The following is a 23,289-nucleotide window of genomic DNA, read 5'->3' as shown; positions in this document are numbered from 1 at the left end:
CGGCCCTCGCGTGCCTGATCAAGGCGCGCTTGCGTTATTCATCCCACCGTTTCGCTCCCTGAACCCTTTCAAACGAAAATCCCTCAGATAAATAACTGTGATCATGCTCGCTATTTTTTGCCTACGTGCTGTCTTTTTGTTCGCTCGATGTTATGAATGAATATGTAATGTGTTTCGAATGAAACTAAGGCGTAAACAGACGGAGTGCGAGATGAACACCACTTTTACCTCAGAACAACAACCCGACGATTTTAAACAGCATGTGCGCCTGATGAAGCAGGCGCTCAGAGCACAGATTGGCGATGTCGAAGGCCTGTTTAAGCAGGTCAGAAGTAAGATTGTCAGTGAAATCGCGGCCGCGCGCGCCGAAGAGAAGCAGCACGGAACGGCGTGGCCGCAGGTCAGCTTCGCGGATCTGGCCGCCGGTCGCATCAGCGAACAGACCAAAGATCATATCCGCCGCCGCGGCTGCGTGGTGGTGAAGCAAACCTTCAGCCGCGAGCAGGCGCTGGCGTGGGATGCTGACATGCTCAACTACCTCGACGACAATGATTTCGACCGTGTCTATCAGGGGCCGGGCGACAACTTCTTTGGCAACCTCGACGCCTCGCGGCCGGAGATCTACCCCATTTACTGGAGCGATGCGCAGATGTCAGCCCGCCAGAGCGAGGCCATGGCGCAAACCCAGGCGTTCCTCAATCGCCTGTGGAAATTCGAATCCGCCGGTACGCGCTGGTTTGATCCGGACGTGAGCATCATCTATCTGGATCGCATCCGGCGCCGGCTGCCGGGTACCACCTCAAAAGGGCTGGGCGCGCACACCGATTCCGGCGCGCTGGAGCGCTGGCTGTTGCCGGCCTATCAGCAGGTGTTCAGCAAGATCTTTTCTAACCAGTTCGATCAGTATGATCCGTGGGACGCGGCGCACCGCACGGCCGTGCAGGAGTATCAGTCTGGCACCACCACCAAATGTTCGGTGTTCCGCACGTTCCAGGGCTGGACCGCACTCTCCGACATGCAGCCCGGTCAGGGACTGCTGCACGTGGTGCCGGTGCCGGAAGCCATGGCCTATCTGCTGCTGCGTCCGTTACTGAAGGATGTGCCGGAAGAGGAACTGTGCGGCGTGGCGCCGGGCAAAGTGCTGCCGGTATCGGAGCGCTGGCATCCGGAATTAATTGCCGGCCTGTGTTCGATCCCGGCGCTGCAGGCGGGCGATTCGGTGTGGTGGCACTGCGATGTGATTCATGCGGTGGCGCCGGTAGAAAATCAGCAGGGCTGGGGCAACGTGATGTACATTCCCGCCGCGCCGATGTGCGATAAAAACGCCGACTATGCGCAGCAGGTGGCGCAGGCGCTGGCGACCGGTGTCTCGCCGGGCGATTTCCCCAAAGAGGATTACGAAGCCAGCTGGCGCGGCCGTTTTACGCCGCAGGATCTGAATGAAAACGGCCGGCGCAGTCTGGGATTAGCGTGATTTCTGCTAAGCTGGGCAAAAACTTTTTAACAGCAGGCTCTATGAACGCACGTCATCAGCACATTATTCAACTGGTCAGCGAGCGCGGCAGCGTCAGCGTCAATGAACTGGCGCAAACCACCGGCGTTTCGGAGGTGACGGTGCGCCAGGATCTGAACCTGCTGGAGAAGGGCGGCTTTCTGCGCCGCGTGCACGGTTCCGCCGTGGCGCCGGAAAGTGATGACGTAGGCGCGCGCATGCAAACCCGCTTTGCGGTGAAAAAACGCCTGGCGGAGTACGCCGCCGGGCTGGTTAACCCCGGCGAAACGGTGTTTATTGAAGGTGGCAGCACCAATGCGCTGCTGGCGCGAGAGCTCAGCCATCGGCAGGATATCACCATCATCACTGTCAGCCATTACATCGCCGGACTGCTGCGTGAGCAGGGCGGCGATGTGATTATCCTCGGTGGGCTGTTTCAGAAAAGCAGTGAGTCAGTGGTCGGGCCGTTAACGCGGCTGTGCATTCAGCACCTCAACTTCCATAAGGCGTTTATTGGCATTGACGGCTGGGATGAGGCGACCGGTTTCACCAGCCGCGACATGCTGCGCTGCGATGTGGTGAACGCCATCATGGAAAAGCCCACCCACACCGTCGCGCTCACCGACTCCTCCAAATTTGGTCAGATTCATCCCTATGCGCTGGCGCCGCTACAGCCGTTTAAGCAGGTGATCACCGACGCGGAACTCGCCGCAGGCTGGCAGCAGCAGCTGCGTGCGCAGTCGCTGCAGCTCAGTCTGGTTTAACCTGATTCATGCGCTGAGTAGCGCCTGCGCGGTCAGCTCGTCGGTGATCAAACCGGTGACGAGTCCGCTGGCCAGCACCGCGCGGATCGCCGCCACTTTGCTCGGTCCGCCGGTCAGCGCCACGATCTCTGCGCGCTGCGCCAGATCCAGCGGCACCGACAGCGTGCGTGCCGTCAGCGAGTTGTGAATCATCTGCCCGTCGGCAGCGAAAAAGTGCCCCAGCAGTTCGCCCACCGCACCGGCTTCCGACAGGGCGCGGATCTCGGCTGCATCGATCATCCCGGCTTCCACCAGCTGGGCGGCTGGTTCCACGGTGCCAATGCCCACCAGCTTCACTTCACTGTGCGCGGCCATGCTAAATACTTCGCTGACACCACGCTGCGCCAGCAGCACATCGCGATCCTCTTCGGTGTTGGCAAAAAACGGTACCGGCATCATGTAGGCCTGCGCACCGGTTTTTTCGGCGATGCGATGCATCACGTCATGCGGATTGAGCGCGTAGTTGCGCGTCAGACAGCCGAGCAGGGAGACAAAGCGCAGGTGCGGCGCGTCGATACGTGCCAGCTGGTGAATCGCTGCCGACAGCGTCCGGCCATGGCCGAGACCCAGCGTGATTGCCGGCGTGGAGGCCAGCAGATTACGCAAATAGTCGGCACCGGCCATGCCCAGCGCGCGCACCGGCAGGCCTTCTTCACCGAGATCGGGTGCCACCTGACAAAAGTTCAGGCCGTAGCGGCTGCGCAACTGCTCTTCCAGCGTCACGCAGGCGACAATCGCGCCGTCGATGGTGACTTTCACCGCGCCTTCGGCCACCATGCGCGCAATCAGCCGATGGGTTTTCACCGACGGCAGGCCGAGCCGTTTGGCTACTTCAGCCTGCGTCAGGCCGCCAACATAGTGCAGCCAGGCCGCCCGCAGGGCCAGAGAGTCATCGCGTTCAGCGGAAGTCGGTGCGGATTTCATCGGGTTGTCCCTGTCTGGTTGAGGGGTGCTGCGGGCTGACGAAAGCCCTCAGCACGGCATGCTCACGCGAGATGCAAATCCTGCACCCCGGTATCAATATGGTCGGCCCAGAACGCCACGCTTTCGGCAATCTCCGCCACCACATTGCTGTCGGTGGGTTCGCGCTCTTTGAAGCTTAGCTCGAGGCAAATCTCGTTATCCTGCGCGCCGCCGCGCGCCAGCGCCTCAAGCAGCGGCTGCGGCTGAATGCGACCGCCGGCATTGTACTGCAATGTAAAGGGCCTGTGCCCGCCTTTATCCATCATGCTCTGCTTTATATGGATGATGGGCGAAAAGCGCGGCACCGCTTCAGCCCACGCGTAAGGATCGTAGTCACGCGGATCGTCAGAGGTGACATCGCCATGATCGATATCCGCCATCATCCACATCGGCAGGGCAAACTGTGCCGCGCTCAGCCGCTGTTGCAGCGCCATACAGGCGGGAATGGTTTCGCCAAATTCGCGCCCGACGCTCATTGGTTCCCAGAAAAGGTAATGCAGACCGGCCGCTTTGGCGTGTTCCGCCACTTCCGCCCAGCAGTCAATGGCGATGGCAATCAGCGCTTCACGCCGCGCCGCATCGTTAAAATCCCGTTGAGTGAAGATGGCAAACTGCGAGCCCACCGCGACGCCGCCCAGTTCCGCGGTGATGTCGGCAAAGGTCTTGAACCAGTCAATGTAGTAGCGACGTACCGCCGCATCCGGATGACCAAAATGGTTGAGGCGGCCATACGGGCCGGTCATGCCGGAGGTGACGCGCACGCCGGTGGCACGCAGCGCCTGCTGCATGCGGCGCGTCATGTGGGTGAGCGTGGCAGCAGACCAGCCGGGATTGATAAACTCATGCGTCAGCTGCAGATCGCGGATGCGGATCTGCTGAGCCACGGTGTGAATTAAATCGCCGGGATCGGCGAAGCGGTTCACCAGCGGATTGGTATTCAGCGAAAGCGTTAATGGCATGCGGCACCTCTCAGCCAGCGTGGGCGCGCAGCGGCGCGGCAGGGTGGAAAGTCTGTTCGAACCACTGGCTGAACGCGGTGCGCTGTGCAGCGCTGAGGTGCAGCTGATGTTTGGTGCGACGCCAGAGAATGTCTTCCGGCTGCTGCGCCCATTCGTACTGCACCAGATAACGCACCTCGGCCTCGTACAGCTGGCCGCCAAAATGCTCACCGAGATCGCTCAGCGAACTGGCGGTGCCCAGCAGCGTGCTCATACGCGCACCGTACAGTCGCGCATAGTGCTTGCGCAGCGGCTGCGGCAGCCACGGCCAGCGCGTTTTGATCTCCTCCAGGAAGCTGTCAAAATCGGCATTGGCGATCTCGCCGCCCGGCAGCGTGGCGCTGCGCGTCCAGTCCGCGCCCATGTTGGGGAAAAACGGCGCCAGCTGCTGCAGCGCATGCTCGGCCAGCTTGCGGAACGTGGTAATTTTGCCGCCGAACACGTGCAGCAGCGGGGCATCCTGTTGATTATCGAGGTCGAACACATAATCCCGCGTCACCGCCGAGGGATTGCCTTTACCGTCGTCAAACAGCGGCCGTACGCCGGAGAAGCGGGTAATCACATCGCTGGCGCGCAGCTTAACCTTGAAGTAGCGATTCACCACGTCGATCAGGTACTGCTGCTCACTATCATCCGCACTGACATCTTCCGCTTTGCCCTGCCAGGGAATGTCGGTGGTGCCGATTAACGCTTTATCACCCTCATAAGGATTGATAAAAATCACCCGCTTGTCGGTGTTTTGCACCAGATAGGCCTGCTGGCCCTCCCAGAATTTCGGCACGATGAGGTGCGAGCCTTTCACCAGCCGCACGCTGCGCTGGCTTTGCGTGTGGCTAACCTGATTGACGATATCCAGCACCCACGGCCCGGCGGCATTCACCAGCGCACGGGCGAACACCGTGCGCTGCGCGCCGCTGGCCTGATCCTGCAGGGTAATCTGCCATTTGCCCGGCAGACGCTGTGCTGCCACGCAGCGGGTGCGCGGCAGAATGGTGGCGCCGCGCTCGGCGGCATCCAGCGCATTGAGTGTCACCAGCCGGGCATCGTCCACCCAGCAATCGGAGTACTCAAAGCCTTTCTGGTAGCTGTCCAGCAGCGGTGCGCCTTCAGGATCGCGCGTCAGATCGAGCACGCGCGTGCCCGGCAGTTTTTTGCGTCCGCCAAGGTGGTCATACAGGAACAGCCCCAGCCGCACCAGCCACGCCGGACGATCGGACGGGCTGTGCGGCAGCACAAAGCGCATCGGCCAGATAATGTGCGGCGCCGCGTTCAGCAGCACCTCGCGTTCAATCAGCGCCTCGCGCACCAGGCGGAATTCGTAGTACTCCAGATAGCGCAGGCCGCCGTGCACCAGTTTACCGGAGCGCGAGGAGGTGCCTGCGGCAAGATCGTCCTTTTCACACATCATCACCGACAGCCCGCGCCCGGCGGCATCGCGCGCGATACCGGCACCGTTAATGCCACCGCCGATCACAAACAGATCCAACGTGTTGTCACTCATGCGTTACTCCTTAAAACTGTTTAATGCCTGCCAGGCGGCAGGAAGATCGCGGCGGATCTGCTGATATTGAGGGAACAGCTGCTGGTAGCGCTGCATCAGCGCAGGCGATGGCGCTTCGGCGTCGTCCAGCAGCGGGCGCACCCAGCGTTCAACGCACTGCGCCATGTCCGGATACGCGCCAATCGCCACCGCTGCCATCATGGCCGCACCCGCTGCGCCGGCTTCCTCGCGCTGGCTGATGCGCACCGGCGCGCCGATACAGGCGGCAAGGATTTGCCTGAGCGGCTGCGATCGCACCGCACCGCCGGTAAGGCGAATTTCTCCCGGCAGCGTGGCGCCCATCGCCTGATAACAGTCGCGAGCTGCCATGCCGATGCCTTCAATCACGCCGCGCACCAGGTCGCCAAAGTTGTGCTGGTAGTTAAGGCCGGTGAAACTGGCGCGCGCGTCGGCGTTGACAAACGGTCCGCGTTCACCGGCCAGTGAAATGTAAGGATGGAACAGCAGGGTACCCGGCTGCGCGTCGTTGAGCCAGCGATCGATCTGCTGCACCAGCCGCGCATGATCGGTTTCACAACCAAAGCTGCTCAGCAGATCGCTGGCCACGTTCAGCAGCCAGTCGAGATTGAGCGTGGAGGCCATGTTGGTTTGTACCTGAGTGACATAACCTGGCCACGGCAGCGGGATCACGTAGCCGGTTTGCGCCGGGTTGAGCCATACCTCGTCAATGGTGACGCTGCGCAGATGCACGCCGGTTGAGCCGACAATCGAACAGGCGGTATTGGCTTCACCGGTGTGCACCCCGGCACCGAGCGCGGTCATCGCCATATCGACATAGCCGAGACACACCGGCGTGCCAGCCAGCAGGCCGGTTTGCCGGGCGGCGTCAGCGGTGAGGCCATGGGTGATTTGCGTACCGTCGATAATCTCCGGCAGCAGGTGGCGCCGGTGGTTAAGCCCCAGCGCGTCGATCACCGTGTCGTCGTAGCGCTGATGACGATAGTTGCCAAAGGTAAAGCTGGCTTCAGACGGGTCGGTGGCGCGTACGCCGGTCAGATTGAGATAGAGCCAGTCCTTGCAGTGCAGCGCCACTTCGGCGCGCGCCAGCAGTTGCGGATAGTGCTGGTCCATGTGCGCCAGCTGCGCACCCTGCTGGCAGGTGTTAAGACCGGTACCGGTGGCCTGAAAGCGTGCGGCGGCCAGCGGCTGCTGATTGAGTTTTTCCACCGTGGCGGCGGCGCGGGCATCCAGCCAGATCCACGCATCGTCCACCGGCTGATTATCAGCACCGACCAGCCAGCTGCCGTCGCCCTGGGCGGTCACCGCCACGGCCACCACGCGCGCCGCCAGATTCTCCACCCGATCGCCGAGCTTGTGAATCGCGCTGACCGCATCCTGCCAGGTTTGCGTCATTGACTGCTGGGCGGCACCGCCTGCGCTGCGGTAATAGCGATTGCGCGCCGACGCGCACGCCAGCTGGTTACCTTCCAGATCAAACGCCACCGCTTTAACCACCGAGGTGCCGGAATCCAGACCCAGAATGATATCGCCACTCTCCACATACACCTCCGTTCGCTGCTCCCGGTGCGGGAACCCCTGTTTGGTTTATCCGCAGCCTTGTTAATGAGCTGTGATGATTTTGCTAAATACTGTCTTACACCACTTCTCATGGAGATAACATATCTGATGTATTATTTTTCTCAAAAAAGAATAAATTTCACTCCGGATGGCGAGTCCGATCACAAAATCAGTGGAGGTTGCGGATGCGCCCGAACACTGTGAAAGGTTTTTAATGATTGTATTAAAGGGGTTTTTAAACGAATTAAGGGTGATCGCGGGCAAATAAGCGATCCAGATCGCGCTGTGCGAAAAATTGCGCGCCACCTGTTGACAATTTAGTCACAACAGCACAATTCTCATCACACAAGTTATCACATTTATAACATTGCACGGCGATGAACATCGTCGCTGTTCACCCTGAGAGGTCACGTTATGTCCGAGGTCTCAATCTTAACGCAGCAGCTGGCACGCAAACGTCGGCGGCGCTACACGCTCAGCGGCGTGGTGATCGTGGCGCTGGTGGCTGCAATGGCGCTGGATACCAAAGTGGTGCGCATCGGTTCGGCGGACGACGCGCGTCAGCAGGGCTTCTCCGCAGACAGCTACGGGCAGAAAACCTTTCCCGGCATCCAGCAGGATGTCGAAGCGCGCGCGGTGGATGCCGCCACGCTGGCGGCCGCACTGAACAGCGATCGGCAGCAGGCGGTGGCCAGATACGGTGTCGGCTCGCCGCTGCCGGTGCTGCCGGTCAAACTGCAGGGCGTGGTGCAGCCGGGGCAAATGGGTGTTTTCCCGTTACAGGTCGCTGGTCTGCCGGCGGGCACGCAGCTGCGGTTGCAAACCGGTCCGGCGATTACCGGCACCGATCTGCGTGATGCCAGCGGCAAAATTCAGTTTGGTGATTTTACTAATCAGATCGAATACCAGAACGCCGGGGCGGCGATTAACCGTGCCATGAAAGCGGCGGTGCTGGAGAAACTGGACCGCGACGCGCTGCCGGGCAAAACCGTGCAGGTGGTCGGCGTGTTCCGTCTGCTCAGTCCAACCAACTGGCTGATTACGCCGGTGCGCGTGGAGGTGCAATGAAACCGTTCAACGTCAACCCGGCGCTGCTGAAAGGAGAAGTGATTCTGCAGGCGCGCAACGTCAGCAAAGTATATGGCTCCACCCATGCGCTGAAAGGCGTCAATTTTGAAATCCGCCGCGGCGAAGTTACCACGCTGTTTGGTGAAAACGGCGCCGGTAAATCGACGCTGATGAAAATTCTTTCTGGCGTGATTACGCCAACATCCGGGGAAATTCTGTTAAACGGCGAAGCAAAGGTGTTCCGTTCGGCCACCGAGGCGCGCGACTGTGGTATCTCGATTATTCATCAGGAGCTGAATCTCGCGCCCAACATGAACGTGCGCGACAACATTTTTATGGGGCGGGAAATCATGCGGCCCGGCGGGGTGGATTACGCCGAAGAGGCGCGGCTGACCCGCCATCTGATGGCGGCGCTGGAGGAGGAGATTGATCCGCTGACGCCGGTGGAAAACCTGCGTCTCGGGCAGCAGCAGATTGTGGAAATCGCCCGTGCGCTGTCGGTGAATTCACAAATCCTGATCATGGATGAACCGACCTCGGCGCTTAGCGCGGCGGAAGTGGCGGTGCTGTTTCAGGTCATCCGCGATCTGACCAGTCAGGGCGTGGCGATTGTGTATATCTCACACCATCTGGAGGAAGCACTGGAGATCACCGATCGCGCAGTGGTGCTGCGTGACGGCGTGATGACCGCTTATGCCCGGCGCGACGAGATCGACCTCGAATGGATCGTGCGCAACATGGTGGGAGAGCACTTCGACCTCGGTTCACCGCCCGGCGGCTATGCCTTCGGCGGTGACGCGCTGACGGTGCAGGCGTTAACCGTGAAAAGCAAAACCGGCATCCGGCTGGTGGATCAGCTGTCGCTGACGGTGCGGGCCGGCGAGATTGTCTGCATTTATGGCCTGATGGGCGCGGGGCGCACCGAGCTGCTGGAGTGTCTCGCCGGACGGCTGAAGCAGAGCAGCGGGCACATCCTGCTGCAGGATACCGAGATCTCCGCGCTGTCGCTGTCGCAGCGCATCAAAATGGGACTGGCGCTGGTCCCGGAGGATCGCCAGCGCGATGGGCTGGTGCAGACCATGACGGTGGGCGAAAACCTGTCGCTGGCCAGCATCAGCGAGTTTGTGCGCGGGCTGGTGCTGTCAACGCGACGGGAGAAACAGCTGATTAGTGACAGCATTCGTAACGTGACGGTCAAGACTGCCGGCGGTGAGGCGGCTATCGGTTCCCTGTCCGGCGGCAATCAGCAAAAGGTGGTGATCGGCAAAATGCTCGCCACCCGACCCAAAGTGATTCTGCTGGATGAGCCGAGCCGCGGCATCGATATCGGTGCCAAAGCCGAAGTGTTTCGTCTGCTGGCGGAGAACGCCAGCAAAGGGCTGGCGGTGGTTTACACCACCTCAGAAGTGGGCGAGTGCCTGAGTATCGCCCACCGCATCGTGGTGATGAGCAAAGGGCGCATCTCCGCCATCTTCGACGCCAGCGTGAGCAAAGAACGCATAATGGCCGCTTCGGGCGAGTCTCTGGTGGCATGACATGAAAAACGGAGCAAACGGTATGACTGACAGAACCCAAACGCTGGATAGCGCACCGCGGGTAGCGAAACCGGCCAGCGGCAAGCGCCTCAACCTGGCGCGGCTGCTGCTGGAAGGGCGCGCCTTTATCGCGCTGCTGGTGATTATCGCCACTTTCTCCCTGCTATCGCCCAACTACTTTACCGGCGCGAACTTCCTCACCATGGCATCGCATGTGGCGATCTTCGGTTTGCCGGCGATCGGCATGCTGCTGGTGATCCTCAACGGCGGGATTGATTTGTCAGTCGGCTCGACGCTGGGACTGGCTGGCGTGATGGCCGGCTTTATGATGCAGGGCATCAACCTTGAAGCGCTGGGCGTGGTGCTCTATCTGCCGGTGTGGGCGGTGGCAATTCTGACGCTGGTGCTGGGCGCGCTGGTGGGACTGGTCAACGGCGTGCTGATTGCGATTTTTCGCGTACCGGCGTTTGTCGCCACGCTCGGCACCATGTATGTGGCGCGCGGTATCGCGCTGCTGATCACCAACGGTCTGACCTACAACAAACTCTCCGGCAGCGAAGCGCTGGGCAATACAGGTTTCGACTGGCTCGGTTTTAACCGCCTGTTCAACATCCCGGTCGGCGTGCTGGTGCTCGGCGCAGTGGCGCTGGCCTGCGGTTTCCTGCTGAGTCGCTCGGCGTTTGGCCGCTGGCTGTATGCCTCAGGCGGTAACGAGCGCGCCGCCGATCTCTCCGGCGTGCCGGTGAAACGCATCAAAATCAGCGTCTACGTGCTGTCGGGTATCTGTGCGGCGATGGCCGGGCTGGTGCTCTCTTCGCAGCTGACCTCCGCCGGTCCGACCGCGGGCACCACCTACGAGCTGACCGCCATTGCTGCGGTGGTGATTGGCGGTGCGGCGCTGACCGGAGGACGCGGTAACGTGCGCGGCACGCTGCTCGGCGCGTTCGTGATTGGCTTTCTCTCTGATGGCTTGGTGATTATCGGCGTTTCTGCCTACTGGCAGACGGTTTTCACTGGCGCCGTGATTGTACTGGCGGTATTGCTCAACACCCTGCAATACGGCCGGCGCGGTCGCTAACCCTGTGCGCGCTGGCAGGCTGGCGCGCGAGTAACCGTAAAACAAACCTGTACCCTAATAATAACGGAGCACCTATGTTCACTAAACGTCTGTTTATCGCCGCCGCCGCGATGGCCATCTCCACCTTTGCCTTACCCAGCTGGGCCAACAACGGCCTGATGACCATCATCGTCAACGATCCCTCCAACCCTTACTGGCTGACTGAGGGCCAGGTCGCGCAGAAGGCGGCGGAGAAGCTGGGCTACAGTGCCAAAGTCAGCGCGCACAAAGGGGATACCAACACCGAAAGCCAGCTGATTGATACGGCGATCACCAATAAATCGAAGGCGATCATTCTCGATCCGGCTAACGCCGACGGCTCGATTGGCTCGGTAAAGAAAGCCATCGCCGCCAATATTCCGGTGTTCGTGATCAATGCCGAACTGAACCAGAGCGGGCTGGCTAAAGCGCAGCTGGTGTCGAATAACGCGCAGGGCGCGGCAGTAGGCGCGATGGAGTGGGTGAAGCAGGTGGGTGACAGCGCCAGCTATGTCGAGCTGGTGGGACCGCCGTCGGATAACAACGCCGCCACGCGCGCCAACGGTTTCGATACCGTGCTGTCTCAGTACCCGACGCTGAAGAAAGTCGGCCAGGAAGTGGCGAACTGGGATCGCACCCAGGGCTTTAACAAAATGCAGTCGCTGCTGCAGGCTAATCCGAACATCAAAGGGGTGATCAGCGGTAACGATGAGATGGCGCTGGGTGCTATCGCCGCCCTGAAGGAAGCCGGCAAACTCAGTCAGGTGAAAGTGGGTGGGTTTGACGGTTCACCGGATGCGGTCGACGCGGTTAAAGCCGGTACGCTGGCCTATACCGTGATGCAGCCGGTAGCGCAGTTTGCGCAGAAGGCGGTAGAGCAGGCGGACACCTTCCTCAAAACCGGCAAAACCGGGGTAGCACAGGAGAAGCAGCTGTTTGACTGTATCCTGATCACCAAAGACAACGCCGGTGATTTCGTTTCGCCGTTTGTCCTGAAGCAGTAAGTCAGATTACCGATGGCGGCATTCTGGCCGTCATCGGTTGCCTGCTGCGCGCCTGATTTGCAAAAGAAACGTTTACGCGCTGTAATCAAAGCCGAAACTGCATTTCCGCTTCACTTTCCGGACGAAACATGGCGCATAACCCGCAAGAGACCTCCGCTGGTCACTTCCTGAATGAAACCTTACCGGGCGACAGCCGTCAGGCGCGTCAGCTGGCACGACGCCAGCTCATAGCCGAAGCCGTGATGGCCGAAGGCGCGGTGCGTATCGAAGATATTACTGAGCGCTTCGGGATCAGCCTGATGACCGCCCATCGCGATATTGATGAGATGGTTGAGCGCGGGCTGCTGCATAAATCACGCGGCGTGGTCTCTGCCACACCAACCAGCCTGGTGGAATCCAGCGATCTCTATCGTGCCACGCGCCAGCTGGAAGAGAAACAGGCGATTGCCGAAGTGGCCGCTGGCTACCTTGAACCCGGCCAGGCGCTGTTTCTTGATGATTCCACCACCGTGCTGCAGATGGCGCGGCTGCTGCCGGCCAAAGCGCCGCTCACGGTGATCACCAACTCGCTGACGTTAATGAATGAATTACGTAACGGACGCGATATCACTTTGATGGGGCTCGGCGGCCAGTTTCATCACTGGTGTAACGCCTTTATGGGGCGCATGACGCGTGACGAAATCGCCAGCCTGCGCGCCGATGTGTTTTTTGTCAGCATGTCGGCGATTATCGATGATGCGGTGTTTCATCAGTCGGCCGAGACGGTGGAGACTAAGCGCGCGATGTTCGAGGCGGCGCAGAAGCGCATCCTGATGATGGATAACACCAAGTTTGAGCGGCGCGCGCTGCATCGCTTTGCCCACCTGAGCGAGTTTGATGTGGTGATCGTCAATCAGGGCACGCCGGTGCCGGTGCTACGTCGCCTGCAGGAGCTGGGGGTGAATGTGGTGGTGGCACCGATGAAAACCGGGCAGGGACGCACAGAGGCGTAATGCCCGGTTTGCGCCTTAGCCAAGGCCGATGAAGAAGCCGGCGATGGTGGCGCTCATCAGATTGGAGAGCGTTGCGGCGATCAGCGCGCGCAGGCCCAGCCGCGCGATTTCCGGGGTGCGCTCTGGTGCGACGGCAGAAAAGGCGCCGACCACCACGCCAATCGAACCAAAGTTAGCAAAGCCGCACAGGGCGAACGAGACGATGGCGATGGTTTTGCCGTCGAGCGCGCCCGTCTGATGCAGATAAGGTGAAAAGCTGATGTAGGCAACAAACTCGTTCACCACCAGTTTCTGACCTATCAGACTGCCCGCCAGCGCCGCATCGTGCCACGCCACGCCCATCAGCCACGCCAGCGGGGCCAGCGCGAAGCCGAGTATTCCCTGCAGGCTGATGTCGCCGTGACCAAACCAGCCGCCGATGCCGCCAAGTATGCCGTTGAGCATCGCGATGATACCGACAAACGCCATCACCACCGTCGCCAGACCGGCGGCTATTTTCATCCCGGTAATCGCTCCGCTGGCGGCGGCTTCAATCAGGCTGCGTGCCGGCGTGTCGCTAAACGACAGGTGGGTAAAAGTCACCTGCGATGCTTCCGTTGCCGGACTGAGCAGCCGGGCGAACAGAATGCCGCCAGGAATGGCCATCAGCGAGGCGGCCAGCAGATATTCAATCGGTACCCCCAGCCCGGCATAGCCGAGCATAGTGGAACCGGCTATTGAAGCCATGCCGCTGCAGATGGCGGTGAACAGTTCGTTGCGATTGAGACGGTTGACGAAGGGTTTGACGATGGCCGGGATCTCATTCTGCCCGAGGAAAATGGTGGTGACCGCCACGAAGGATTCGATCTTACTGATGTTGAGCGCGCGCTGAAAGATGCCGCCCAGCAGCCGAATGATGGCGCCCATCACGCCAATATAGTAGAGCACGCTAACCAGCGCGGTGATAAAGATGATGGCCGGCAGAACGTGAAAAGCGAATACAAAGCCGGCGCCGTTAAACACCTTGTCCATTTGCGGTCCGGCCAGCGCGCCAAACAGAAACGCGCTGCCCGCATCACTGTAAGCCAGCGCCTGATGCACGCCGCTGGCGACTTTTTCCGCCAGCCATTTGCCCGGCGGCAAATAGAGGATCGCGCCGCCGAGGGCAATCTGAATCAGTAACGCGGCACCGGTGGTGCGCAGACTGATGTGCTTTTTATTTACTGACAGCAGAAACGCGATCGCCAGTAATACCACCATACCCAGAACACTTCTCATTATATCCATCATGATATTTCCTGATGTCAGCCTGGTGAGGTTGCATAGCGGTATGGGCGACCACTTTCTGCCCATATTGTGGGGTTAAATGATTAGCGGTACCTGCGCACGCAGTCTTCGACTAAATCCCAGAACCATGCGGTATCCAGCGTGATGCCCACTTTGGTGTTTGCCGGTTTCCCCAGCACGCCCAGCGCATCACACACCGTGCGGCCATAGCAGGGACCGCTGTTGACATCGATTTCGACAAACATCGGCTGAACGTTGAAGGCATCCGGATTGATTAGATAGGCGACACAGGTGGCGTCATGCACCGGGCCGCCCGCCAGACCGTAATTATCGTGCTGGGTTTTCAGCGTAAAATTCATCATGTCGCTGAACAGCTTTCCGGCCGGGCCGCCGGCCTTTTCCATGCGGGTAATGATGTCCGGCGTGCACACCGTCTGGTGCGTTAAGTCGAGCCCCATCATCACCAGCGGGGCGCCGGCGGTAAATACCACGCGCGCGGCTTCCGGGTCGGCAAAAATATTAAACTCCGCCGACGGGGTAAAATTACCGGTGCCGTAAGCGCCGCCCATCAGCACAATTTCACGGATTTTAGGAATGATTTTCGGCTGCATGCGCATCGCTACTGCAATATTAGTGAGCGGGCCGACCGGCACCAGCGTGATATCCCCGTCGCTGTTCATCAGCGTATCGATAATAAAGTTCACCGCGTGCTTTGTTTCCGCCTTACGCGTCAGCGGGCCGAACACCGGGCCGTCAAGACCGGTTTCGCCGTGAATATTATCGGCGACGATCTGCTGGCGCATAATCGGCTGCGGCATGCCGGCATAAACTGGCGTGTCAATATTCAGCATCTGGCAAACGTTCAGGCCGTTGACCAGCGTTTTGTCCAGAATTTGATTGCCCGCCACGATACTGATACCGAGCAGTTCAATCGAAGGATGTTTCGCGGCCAGCATGATGGCGATGGCATCATCATGACCGGGATCACAGTCCAGAATAATTTTACGTGCTGTCATGGTTTACTCCTCAGCTTCTTTATTTATCACCTTAATTTCATTGCAGAAATTTTCCGGTGCGGTAGGGTAGAGGCCTTCACCTTAGCAGCGGCGTGACACGCCAGAGTATGAGAAATCTCATAGTGGACATCGAATGATGAAAGAAATAAATAATGACGCGCTGAAGCAGCAGTTAATAATGGCGTCCGGCTATTGCGATAAATTTTCAGCCGATGTGATCCCGCACACACATTTATTTCATATTCTTGCCGAAGACTATATTGTGCGCGAGGGTTCTCTGCCGGCGTATATGTTTTATCTGGCGCGCGGTCGCACCAAACTGTATGTCACGCTGGCCAATGGCCGTATTTCGCTGGTGGATTTCTTTAATGCGCCCTGTTTTATTGGCGAGATTGAAGTGCTGGATGAAACGCATGCTTCACGCGCGGTGCAGGCGATTGAAGCCTGCTGGTGCCTGGCGCTGCCGGTGAAAACCTGCCGCACGCTGTTGTTAAATGATGCGCAGTTCCTGCGCCACGCCTGTCTCGGCCTGGTGAAAAAGAATTACCGCAATATTGTCACCTCAACGCGCAATCAGGCGTTTCCACTGGTTAACCGACTGGCGGCCTTTATCCTGCTGACCCAGCATGATGGTGTATATAAAGAGAAGCATACGCAGGTGGCGGAGTACCTTGGCGTGACCTATCGCCACCTGCTGTATGTGTTTGCGCAGTTCAGCGCAGAAGGGGGGCTGCGTAAGCAGCAGGGGGGTTATGCGATCGGTAACCGCGCGGCGCTGACGGCCTTAGCCGAAGAGATGGAACCCGGCGCAGCGCTGCCGGGTCACTGAGGTTTATGCGCCCTGGCGGGTGGCCGCCAGCACGATTTCCCGCACGCAGACCGACTGCGGCTGTGAATAGGCGTAATCGATGGCGCTGGCCACATCGTCTGCGCTGAGCACCTTGCCGCCCATTTCGGCTTTCCACGCGTGATAACTGTCCTTAATAGCTTCGCTGGTGGTGTGGCTCAACAGTTCAGTTTCAACAGCGCCGGGTGCGATGACGATCACGCGTACATTGTGCGGCGACAGCTCTTCGCGCAGGTTCTCTGACATGCCATGTACAGCGAATTTAGTGCCAACATACACTGCGTGATTAGGAAACGTCTTCCGTCCGGCCACTGAGCTGATATTAATGATCGTGCCACTTTTACGGTCAATCATGCCTGCGGTGACCGCCTGCACGCCATTGAGCAGGCCTTTCACGTTGACGTCGAACATCTTATCCCATTCGCCGGCATCCTGTTGTTCAATCGCGCCGAGCAGCATCACGCCCGCATTGTTAATCAGCGCATCGACCGGGCCAAACTGCTGCTCAGCATCATGCACTGCGGTGGTAAATGCGTGGCGATCGGTCACATCAACCGCGCGGCACAGGGCGTTGGGCAGATTCAGTGCCGTCATACGATCGATACGGCGAGCCAGCAGCAGCAGGGCATGTCCACGCGCCGAAAGCAGTTTCGCCGTGGCAAGACCGATACCGGAGCTGGCGCCGGTGATGACGATTAAGGGTTTAACATTCTGCGTCATAATGACTTCCTCATAGATAAAATTAATGGCGAAGCTGAGGCGTGCACTTTAAATCGCGCGGCAATTGGTGAAAAATGGTTTATTTCTTTCGCCGATATAATGATTTTCTATGGATAAGCGACAGCTAAAAGCTTTTATCTGCGTGTTTGAAGAGCGCAACATCACGCGCGCCGCACAGTTACTCAATCTGACGCAGCCCGCGCTCTCGGCCACGATCAAACTGCTGGAAGAGGAGCTGGCCACCACGCTTTTTATCCGCAGGCCGCGCGGCGTGGAGGTCACGGAGGACGCTCGCGTCCTTTATCCGCAGGCGCGCAAGATGCTCAGCGATATGCAGGCGCTGGTGACACGCTTTCGGCAGCCGTCGGATTGTCTGCCGTTGAAGATTGGCGTTGAAGGGGATGTCGCCCCCGCCCAGCTGGCGCAACTGCTGACGGCCATCCGGCAACATTTTCCCACGGTGCTGCTTAACGTCGAGCCCGGTTGCGTGGGCGATATCCGGCTGGCGTGTGAAAGCCTGCGCTGCGAAGACGAGCTGTTTATGCCGCTGTTTGAAGAGCACTACGTGCTGGCGTATCCCGCCAGTCATGCGCTAAATCAGCTGGAAACGCTGACCCATGATCAGTTGCATCCGCTGTCGTGGGTGATGGTGCCGACTGATGAGTCACATCAGCGGCTGCTGCCGTTTTACGGTGCGGGTGCGGCAGCGGCCAACGCCGGCAGCTACGCGCTGGCGCTGGATCTGGCGGAAGCCGGCTTTGGCGTCACCATTGCGCCGGCGCCGCTGGTTGCCGCGCGGCATCGCCTGGCCTGGCGCGCTTTACCCGGTCAGCCGCTGATGCGGCGTGTCGGCATTTGCTATGCGGTTCAGGCGCAGGCCAATCCGGCGGTAGAACGGCTGCTGGCGCACTTCAGCCACGGCGCGCCTTTGCGTACTTCGTGATAGATCCGGTACGCTGCCGGGCGCACCGGTTCAAAGCAGATTAGCGCGGGTTCATCATGTCAAATATGGCGTCAAAATTGCCGTCGCGTTCGGCCCAGCGCCGCGTATAGTCGCGCTCCAGCAGCAGTTCGCCGCGCGCGACCGGACCATTTTCCAGCATCTGCAGAATCTGCGCGATATAGTCTTCCAGCGGCATGGCACGGGGATCGCTGAGCTGGTGATCACCGGTCAGCGCCGTCTGTAGATATGGCGGCAGCATTTCCAGCACCTCAACCGGGGTATTACGCAGCTGATGACGCAGCGAAACCAGCCAGGAATGCAGAAAGGCTTTGCTGGCGCAGTAGGTGGGAAAACTGGCCAGCGGCATGAAGGCCAGCGCGGAACTGGTTGCCATCAGCGTGGCCTGCGGCTGACGGCGCAGCAGCGGCAAAAACGCGGCGGTGACGCGAATCACACCGAGGATGTTGGTCATCACGATTTGCTCAGCAATATCACTGGTCCATTCGTCTGTCGTCACCGTTTCCGGCTGCGAGATACCGGCGTTGGCGATCAGCACGTTGATATGCGGGAACTGCGCGTGAATCGCCGCAGAACAGCGGGCGAGGGCGGTGGTGTCATTAACGTCCAGAGCAAAGCCGGTAATGGCCGGGCGCTGGGCGGTGATCTCATCGAGCAGCGCCTGACGTCTGCCGGTGATAATGACGCGGTTACCGCGATCGTGAAAAACCTCGGCCATGCGGCGGCCAATACCGCTGGTTGCGCCGGTGATGAGCAGGGTGTTGTTGGTCAGTTTCATAGTGTGCCTTGTCAGTCAGAGAATGAAAGGCCACGTGCAGTGATGCACTGCTAGCGATCCCGTGAAACAGGATGCGTAGAAAGCGTGAACGATGCCGTGGCGCTGTTCCGGTTTTCCTCTGCGCAGAGGCCCATTCCGGTTCAGGGCGCGTTGGATGACGGTAACGCCTACGGCAAGTCAGAAGTGAGATGCGCGCTTACTATATAGCGAGCCGGGGAGGGATGTCTATCCTGTCGTCCTGTTCCTGCAGACTGTGGCGTTTCGTTTTCTGACCATGATCAGTTATGCTGATTTGTATTAAAAATCATAAAGGAATTATAAAGTGCGCACCCGCGATTCGGCTCGTTTGCTTATTATAAATCCCCTTAATCAGGTTTTATTATTCTGGTTTAAGCATAAAAATAATGCCCTGTCAGGCAGAGAATACTGGGCTACACCCGGTGGAGGCGTTGAACCGGGAGAGACTTTTGAACAGGCAGCTATCAGAGAGCTCAGAGAAGAAACAGGCTTTTATGTCGATGATGTGGGTCAGCCGTTAACTGAGCGCATTTTTGAAATGACGCTTCCCAGCGGTGAGGTGGTTTTGGCAAATGAACGATTTTATTTAATTAAAGTTGGAGATGAAGATATCTGTACCAGTGGTTGGACTGAAAATGAAAAGTCAGTCATTGATAGTTATCACTGGTGGGATCTTACTGAGCTGCGAAACACTCGCGACGTCGTTTATCCAATAAATATTGCTGATCTCTGCACATTGCCGGATTAATTACGCGACGTGTCATAGCGTTGAGCGTATGAATCTATCATTGCCGCTTTCAAATGGAATCTTATTGCAGGTGATCAGAGTATGTTCAGTGGAGCCGACACAAGCTCAGGGAAGCAAAGTTTGAAGCATGAACTCACGGAAATGCTTGCAGAATTTATACAGGTATCTGAGGATTTTCAGCAGGTAGCCTAAGCGGCCTGGTCAGCTTAGCTCACAGCGATCAGGTCAGCTTTGCCCCCGCGATCAAATGGCGCATAATGTATATTATGTTAAATAAGATGTCTGATCACGTATCTCAATCCTTCAGTTTCGCCCTTCACGCCTCTTACCAGGCCTACAACTCATTCCACCTATCCCACCGGTCTGTTTGATGGACACCACGGCGTTATCCTGGTGCGCATCAATGCGCACCCTACAACAGACTGCCCGGTTAGCTTCAGCTATCTCTTTCGCTCATCCACAATGACAACGAATCACGCGACACCATGGCGATATCCTGGTGCGCATCAATGCGCACCCTACAACTGAATACCCGGTTAGCTTCGCCCGGTGGCTTTCCATGTCTTTAGCTCATCAGCTCATCCAGCATGACAACGCTACGCGAAAACTTCCCGGTTATCCCTCAGCGCTTTTGTCAGATTTCATGTAGCGCGATCGGTCTGTTTGCTGAATATCGCGATGTCATCCAGGTGCGCATCAATGCGCACCCTGCAATGCTACTCCGCACTGCACAATCGCAGGGGCGCCATTCATGGCGACCGAACCCGGCGCCGTCAGCGGATTGCCAGCCTCATTTATCTTTAAAATAATCTTCCGGCATTTGTCCCGGCGGCATGTTGATTACGGCATCATTATCCGGACCTTCATTCTTCATGTAGGTCACTTTGGCAAACTCAGGAATCACTACGTACGGATACGCTGGCCCTTCATCACGGAAACGATGCATATCTTCGATAAATTCATTCTGATAGCAGATGGTTTTTTCCGGATGCTGTCCTTCGCCTGCAATCCACTGCGGGAAAAAGATGGTGCCGTGAATCACCTTACGGTTGATATCAAACAGCAGACTGACGCAGGTGCCGGTCGGCTCGTGCCAGTCGACTTTATAAATGCCCGGTGCGAACTGCACCGCATTCATGCTTTGATTGGTCACCCAACGGCCACCAACCAATCCCTGATGGATACGATAATCACAGGTCGTCGCGTTGCGCGCGTACCACTCATATTTCCAGCCATTATCATAGGTATAAACGAAATGCGTCCCGACAAACGCAGACAAATCTTTGGAAAATTCATCCGTTATCATGGTGTTATCCATTGTTTTACCTCATCAGCAGTTTGTTGAAGCAGGAATAGTAAGTTATAGCGCCTGTGAGAAAACCAGACGGCAAATTAACAAAAAAAATCCGCTTCCTGAGCGTGCTGCCGGCTTGACAGCGCCCGTCCCCTGCTCTTTTATCTCCTCTGTACGCCGGGCCAGCGTCGCTGTTACATTCTGAAGGCGTCGTCTGGCCGTTTTCCTGCTAAATCTCGCTGCAATCTTTGCAACAGCGAGGTCAAACGTTCGGCGATGTAATCGGTAAATTCTGCACGCCCCAGCGTTCTGGCAAATACCTGCTGGGGTATAAAACGGCGCATTTCGTTGTAAAAACGTCCGTCTTTGACGATGTTTTCGATACCAGCCAGTCGCTGTTTTAATAACTTTTCATAGTCAGGAATCCGGTAATCCTCGATTTTTTGCCGAATCCAGCCCACATCATACGCAGCGCCTTGCTGCATCAGCCACGGTAAATCCCAGACATCGCGGTAACGAAGATATTTGGTGGTCGCAACCAGAGAAATAAGCTTATCACTCATGATCTCGTCGAGACTTTCACACATCACCAGCGTATCGCTGTAGCCATCCGGCAACACCGGATAATTGCGGCTCAGCGGCAACGGTTTGCGACTGTAAGCGGGAATATTAGCAACTTCGACTTTGATGCGTTGCTTAGGCATATCGCGCTTTTCGGGTGCCGTCGTCACGGAGACCTGCCATTTATCGACCCTGATCTCTTCATAGCCGGGCTGGCGGCGAAGTTCTGCCGGCTCTTTGACCGTAACTTCTAAACCGTAACGCGTGCCGAGATAGTCTTCGATACAGACCTTCATGTTTTTTAAATCTGCACCGGAAAAGTTGATGCCGCCGGCGAAATCCAGGTCCTCGCTAAACCGATTGCCGTCATAACATAGCCGCAAAGAGGTACCGCCCTGAAACGTCAGATTTTGCAGCAGACCCGCTTTATCCAGACAGTAAAGGATGTCGTAGTGTAAAAGCTCTTTTTCCACTACGTTACGCATACCCTCGAGTTGCGCTGAAGCCATGGCCTTAGCGACCAGTTCAGTGAAACTGACTTTCTGATTCATCGTTTGTTTCCGCCTCATCAATCAGATGCGTATTACGCCCCACCCGACGTAAATCGCGCAGTGCGGCTTTTTTAGTTGCCAGGCGCAAAGGTGACTCGCCCAAAATGGTGTCCTGCAAAATTTGTTCAGGCGATCGTTTGGTATGCGTGAATTCGATCACGCCATAAGGCGTAATGTGTTCTTCAGAACGGCCCGTGGTCATAACGGTAAGACGCCCCATCGGGATTTGTGAAATTACCCCGTAAGCCGATAACGCCGATTCCAGGCTCAGGTAGCTGTATTCTCCTCTGCGCAACGTCTGTACGATTCTTTCCAGCGTGTAAGCGTCTTTACTTCTCGCATAGGCGTAAACATAGACGCCACGGCTGGCGCGCTGCAGGATGCCGTCCTTCACCAGACGGTTCAGGCCAGCGTTGAAAGCCTTGTCACTGTCGTCATAAAAGACTTTGGCTAAATCACGAACAGCAAAGACATAGCGCCCCTGCCTGTCAAACGCGTTAAGCCGCTCGATTGCCGTCATTTTGTTCATATAAGTCTACGGGAAAACCACATTTATAGAGTATTCATGTGTACATGATTTGCCCTGCACTTTCAAGTGCACATGAATACCAGCAATAAGTAGTGTTCATGTGCACTTACTCCATCGGCTTCAAATCGGATAACTTTCGGTCGGTGTTACCAAAATCGCATGCCGGTTAAATGCAGGGTTCTGGCGATGCCACCGACGGCGATCAGCGCCAGCACAATGCCTAACCCCGCCATCGCTTCAAATCCAAGGTGCCTGAACAGCAGATAACCGACAACGCAGCCGGAAAGAAACGAGAAGATAGTGACCAAATGAGTAAAAAGCACGGTTCGGTGGCCATCGCGATCGGCGGCCTCGCTTTGACTGAAGGATGCGCGCAGCCAGGATCCCAGCGCGATGCCGGCGTCGGTCAGTGTGCCGGTCACGTGCGTGGAGCGAACGCGACCGGAGGAAAGCTGAGTCGAGGTTGAGTTATGGATGCCCATCAGCAAACTCAGCGTAACCAGAATTTCGCCGTTGTTTCGTTCGGAATACCACAGGATTTCTACCAGGGAGGTCAGCAGCAGGAAAATACCCTCGGCCAGCAGCACCAGACAGTAAATGGTGCGCAGATTCCGCTTCAGGCCGTAAGCTACCGTCAAACGCGCCAGCATGGCACCGCAGACAAAAGCAAAAATCAGCACGGCCAGAAACAGCAGATCGTGCAGGTCAGAACCATTTACCTCTGCCGAAATTTGCGAGGTGTTGCCGGTCATATGGGAAGGGAAAAAACCAAATGCGCCAAACGCCATGGCGTTGAGGATACCGGCCGTGGTGGCCAGCGTTAACGCCAGCAGGCGGTCTTCGCTGTGAGAGCGGATTTTCTTCTTGCGCAACAGCATAATCTATTCAGCACTCCTTTGAGAGATTCTCGGGTTGGTCGGGTCTCATCCTTATCAAGCATAGCGGCTATGCTCCGACTCACGGCTAATCC

The 23,289-nt window shown here is 57.7% G+C and carries 22 protein-coding genes; 10 read left to right on the top strand and 12 right to left on the bottom strand.

Annotated features, from left to right (window positions below; genetic code table 11):
* Positions 1-211 precede the first annotated feature (211 nt).
* Both AC6I8F_RS09870 and AC6I8F_RS09865 read left to right on the top strand, forming a co-directional pair.
* Positions 212-1,474 (top strand): DUF1479 domain-containing protein, encoded by a 1,263-nt coding sequence (locus tag AC6I8F_RS09870; protein WP_498027973.1) that lies wholly within the window; start codon positions 212-214, stop codon positions 1,472-1,474.
* Between the two features lie 41 nt (positions 1,475-1,515).
* Positions 1,516-2,256 carry a DeoR/GlpR family DNA-binding transcription regulator gene (locus AC6I8F_RS09865; RefSeq protein ID WP_058769793.1) on the top strand — a complete coding sequence of 247 codons (741 nt, stop codon included), beginning with the start codon at positions 1,516-1,518 and terminating at the stop codon, positions 2,254-2,256.
* A gap of 6 nt (positions 2,257-2,262) precedes the next feature.
* Here the strand turns inward: AC6I8F_RS09865 and AC6I8F_RS09860 are convergent, their stop codons facing one another.
* The 4 genes from AC6I8F_RS09860 to AC6I8F_RS09845 all read right to left on the bottom strand — a co-directional run bounded on the left by AC6I8F_RS09860 (position 2,263) and on the right by AC6I8F_RS09845 (position 7,317).
* Entirely contained in the window at positions 2,263-3,219 is a 957-nt protein-coding gene (locus tag AC6I8F_RS09860; RefSeq protein ID WP_059008814.1) for a sugar-binding transcriptional regulator, read from the bottom strand.
* Positions 3,220-3,281: 62 nt separating this feature from the next.
* A complete protein-coding gene (locus AC6I8F_RS09855) occupies positions 3,282-4,217 on the bottom strand; it encodes a sugar phosphate isomerase/epimerase family protein (RefSeq protein ID WP_498027972.1) in 936 nt (311 codons plus the stop codon).
* A 10-nt stretch (positions 4,218-4,227) separates the two neighbouring features.
* Positions 4,228-5,757, bottom strand: a complete 1,530-nt coding sequence (locus AC6I8F_RS09850) for a glycerol-3-phosphate dehydrogenase (RefSeq protein ID WP_059008817.1) — start codon at positions 5,755-5,757, stop codon at positions 4,228-4,230.
* A 3-nt stretch (positions 5,758-5,760) separates the two neighbouring features.
* Positions 5,761-7,317, bottom strand: coding sequence for an FGGY-family carbohydrate kinase (locus AC6I8F_RS09845; RefSeq protein WP_059008819.1), 1,557 nt, complete (start codon positions 7,315-7,317; stop codon positions 5,761-5,763).
* 432 nt (positions 7,318-7,749) lie between these two features.
* Between AC6I8F_RS09845 and AC6I8F_RS09840 the strand changes: the two genes are divergently transcribed.
* The 5 genes from AC6I8F_RS09840 to AC6I8F_RS09820 all read left to right on the top strand — a co-directional run bounded on the left by AC6I8F_RS09840 (position 7,750) and on the right by AC6I8F_RS09820 (position 13,030).
* On the top strand, positions 7,750-8,403 hold the full coding sequence (locus AC6I8F_RS09840; protein WP_021506049.1) for a DUF2291 domain-containing protein: 654 nt from the start codon (positions 7,750-7,752) through the stop codon (positions 8,401-8,403).
* Positions 8,400-9,938, top strand: coding sequence for a sugar ABC transporter ATP-binding protein (locus AC6I8F_RS09835; RefSeq protein ID WP_211726182.1), 1,539 nt, complete (start codon positions 8,400-8,402; stop codon positions 9,936-9,938). The genes AC6I8F_RS09840 and AC6I8F_RS09835 overlap by 4 nt, the downstream gene beginning before the upstream one ends.
* 22 nt (positions 9,939-9,960) lie before the next feature.
* Complete coding sequence (locus AC6I8F_RS09830) at positions 9,961-11,016, top strand: ABC transporter permease (RefSeq protein WP_058758647.1); 1,056 nt, start codon at positions 9,961-9,963, stop codon at positions 11,014-11,016.
* Positions 11,017-11,090: 74 nt separating this feature from the next.
* On the top strand, positions 11,091-12,038 hold the full coding sequence (locus tag AC6I8F_RS09825) for a D-ribose ABC transporter substrate-binding protein (protein WP_058758551.1): 948 nt from the start codon (positions 11,091-11,093) through the stop codon (positions 12,036-12,038).
* A gap of 128 nt (positions 12,039-12,166) precedes the next feature.
* Positions 12,167-13,030, top strand: a complete 864-nt coding sequence (locus AC6I8F_RS09820; protein ID WP_021506045.1) for a DeoR/GlpR family DNA-binding transcription regulator — start codon at positions 12,167-12,169, stop codon at positions 13,028-13,030.
* A gap of 15 nt (positions 13,031-13,045) precedes the next feature.
* Here the strand turns inward: AC6I8F_RS09820 and AC6I8F_RS09815 are convergent, their stop codons facing one another.
* Both AC6I8F_RS09815 and rihB read right to left on the bottom strand, forming a co-directional pair.
* Entirely contained in the window at positions 13,046-14,296 is a 1,251-nt protein-coding gene (locus AC6I8F_RS09815; protein ID WP_031279101.1) for a NupC/NupG family nucleoside CNT transporter, read from the bottom strand.
* 83 nt (positions 14,297-14,379) lie between these two features.
* Entirely contained in the window at positions 14,380-15,312 is a 933-nt protein-coding gene (rihB, locus tag AC6I8F_RS09810; RefSeq protein WP_058769797.1) for a ribosylpyrimidine nucleosidase, read from the bottom strand.
* A gap of 136 nt (positions 15,313-15,448) precedes the next feature.
* Here rihB and yeiL point away from each other — a divergent pair, with 136 nt between their 5' ends.
* A complete protein-coding gene (gene yeiL, locus AC6I8F_RS09805) occupies positions 15,449-16,141 on the top strand; it encodes a transcriptional regulator YeiL (protein WP_498028798.1) in 693 nt (230 codons plus the stop codon).
* A 3-nt stretch (positions 16,142-16,144) separates the two neighbouring features.
* Here the strand turns inward: yeiL and AC6I8F_RS09800 are convergent, their stop codons facing one another.
* Positions 16,145-16,879 carry an SDR family oxidoreductase gene (locus AC6I8F_RS09800; RefSeq protein ID WP_058769798.1) on the bottom strand — a complete coding sequence of 245 codons (735 nt, stop codon included), beginning with the start codon at positions 16,877-16,879 and terminating at the stop codon, positions 16,145-16,147.
* A 109-nt stretch (positions 16,880-16,988) separates the two neighbouring features.
* Between AC6I8F_RS09800 and AC6I8F_RS09795 the strand changes: the two genes are divergently transcribed.
* Positions 16,989-17,822 (top strand): LysR family transcriptional regulator, encoded by an 834-nt coding sequence (locus AC6I8F_RS09795; RefSeq protein WP_152391003.1) that lies wholly within the window; start codon positions 16,989-16,991, stop codon positions 17,820-17,822.
* 40 nt (positions 17,823-17,862) lie between these two features.
* Here AC6I8F_RS09795 and AC6I8F_RS09790 read toward each other — a convergent pair whose 3' ends face one another.
* Positions 17,863-18,618, bottom strand: coding sequence for an SDR family oxidoreductase (locus AC6I8F_RS09790; protein WP_104186652.1), 756 nt, complete (start codon positions 18,616-18,618; stop codon positions 17,863-17,865).
* Positions 18,619-18,940: 322 nt separating this feature from the next.
* On the opposite strand from AC6I8F_RS09790, the gene AC6I8F_RS09785 reads away from it, so the two are divergent.
* Positions 18,941-19,384 (top strand): NUDIX hydrolase, encoded by a 444-nt coding sequence (locus AC6I8F_RS09785; protein ID WP_264443549.1) that lies wholly within the window; start codon positions 18,941-18,943, stop codon positions 19,382-19,384.
* A gap of 790 nt (positions 19,385-20,174) precedes the next feature.
* Here AC6I8F_RS09785 and AC6I8F_RS09780 read toward each other — a convergent pair.
* The 4 genes from AC6I8F_RS09780 to AC6I8F_RS09765 form a co-directional block, all read right to left on the bottom strand.
* On the bottom strand, positions 20,175-20,690 hold the full coding sequence (locus AC6I8F_RS09780) for a phenolic acid decarboxylase (protein WP_058758650.1): 516 nt from the start codon (positions 20,688-20,690) through the stop codon (positions 20,175-20,177).
* Between the two features lie 182 nt (positions 20,691-20,872).
* Complete coding sequence (locus AC6I8F_RS09775) at positions 20,873-21,790, bottom strand: nucleotidyl transferase AbiEii/AbiGii toxin family protein (protein WP_058780563.1); 918 nt, start codon at positions 21,788-21,790, stop codon at positions 20,873-20,875.
* Positions 21,765-22,319, bottom strand: coding sequence for a type IV toxin-antitoxin system AbiEi family antitoxin (gene abiEi, locus AC6I8F_RS09770; RefSeq protein ID WP_021506034.1), 555 nt, complete (start codon positions 22,317-22,319; stop codon positions 21,765-21,767). Before abiEi ends, AC6I8F_RS09775 begins: the two co-directional genes overlap by 26 nt.
* A gap of 146 nt (positions 22,320-22,465) precedes the next feature.
* Positions 22,466-23,197, bottom strand: a complete 732-nt coding sequence (locus AC6I8F_RS09765; RefSeq protein WP_021506033.1) for a YoaK family protein — start codon at positions 23,195-23,197, stop codon at positions 22,466-22,468.
* Between the last annotated feature and the right edge of the window lie 92 nt (positions 23,198-23,289).

The sequence above is a fragment of the gamma proteobacterium symbiont of Axiagastus rosmarus genome, from assembly GCF_059730925.1.
The sequence above is the reverse complement of the archived record's forward strand: the minus strand, read 5'-3'. Positions and strand labels throughout refer to the sequence as shown.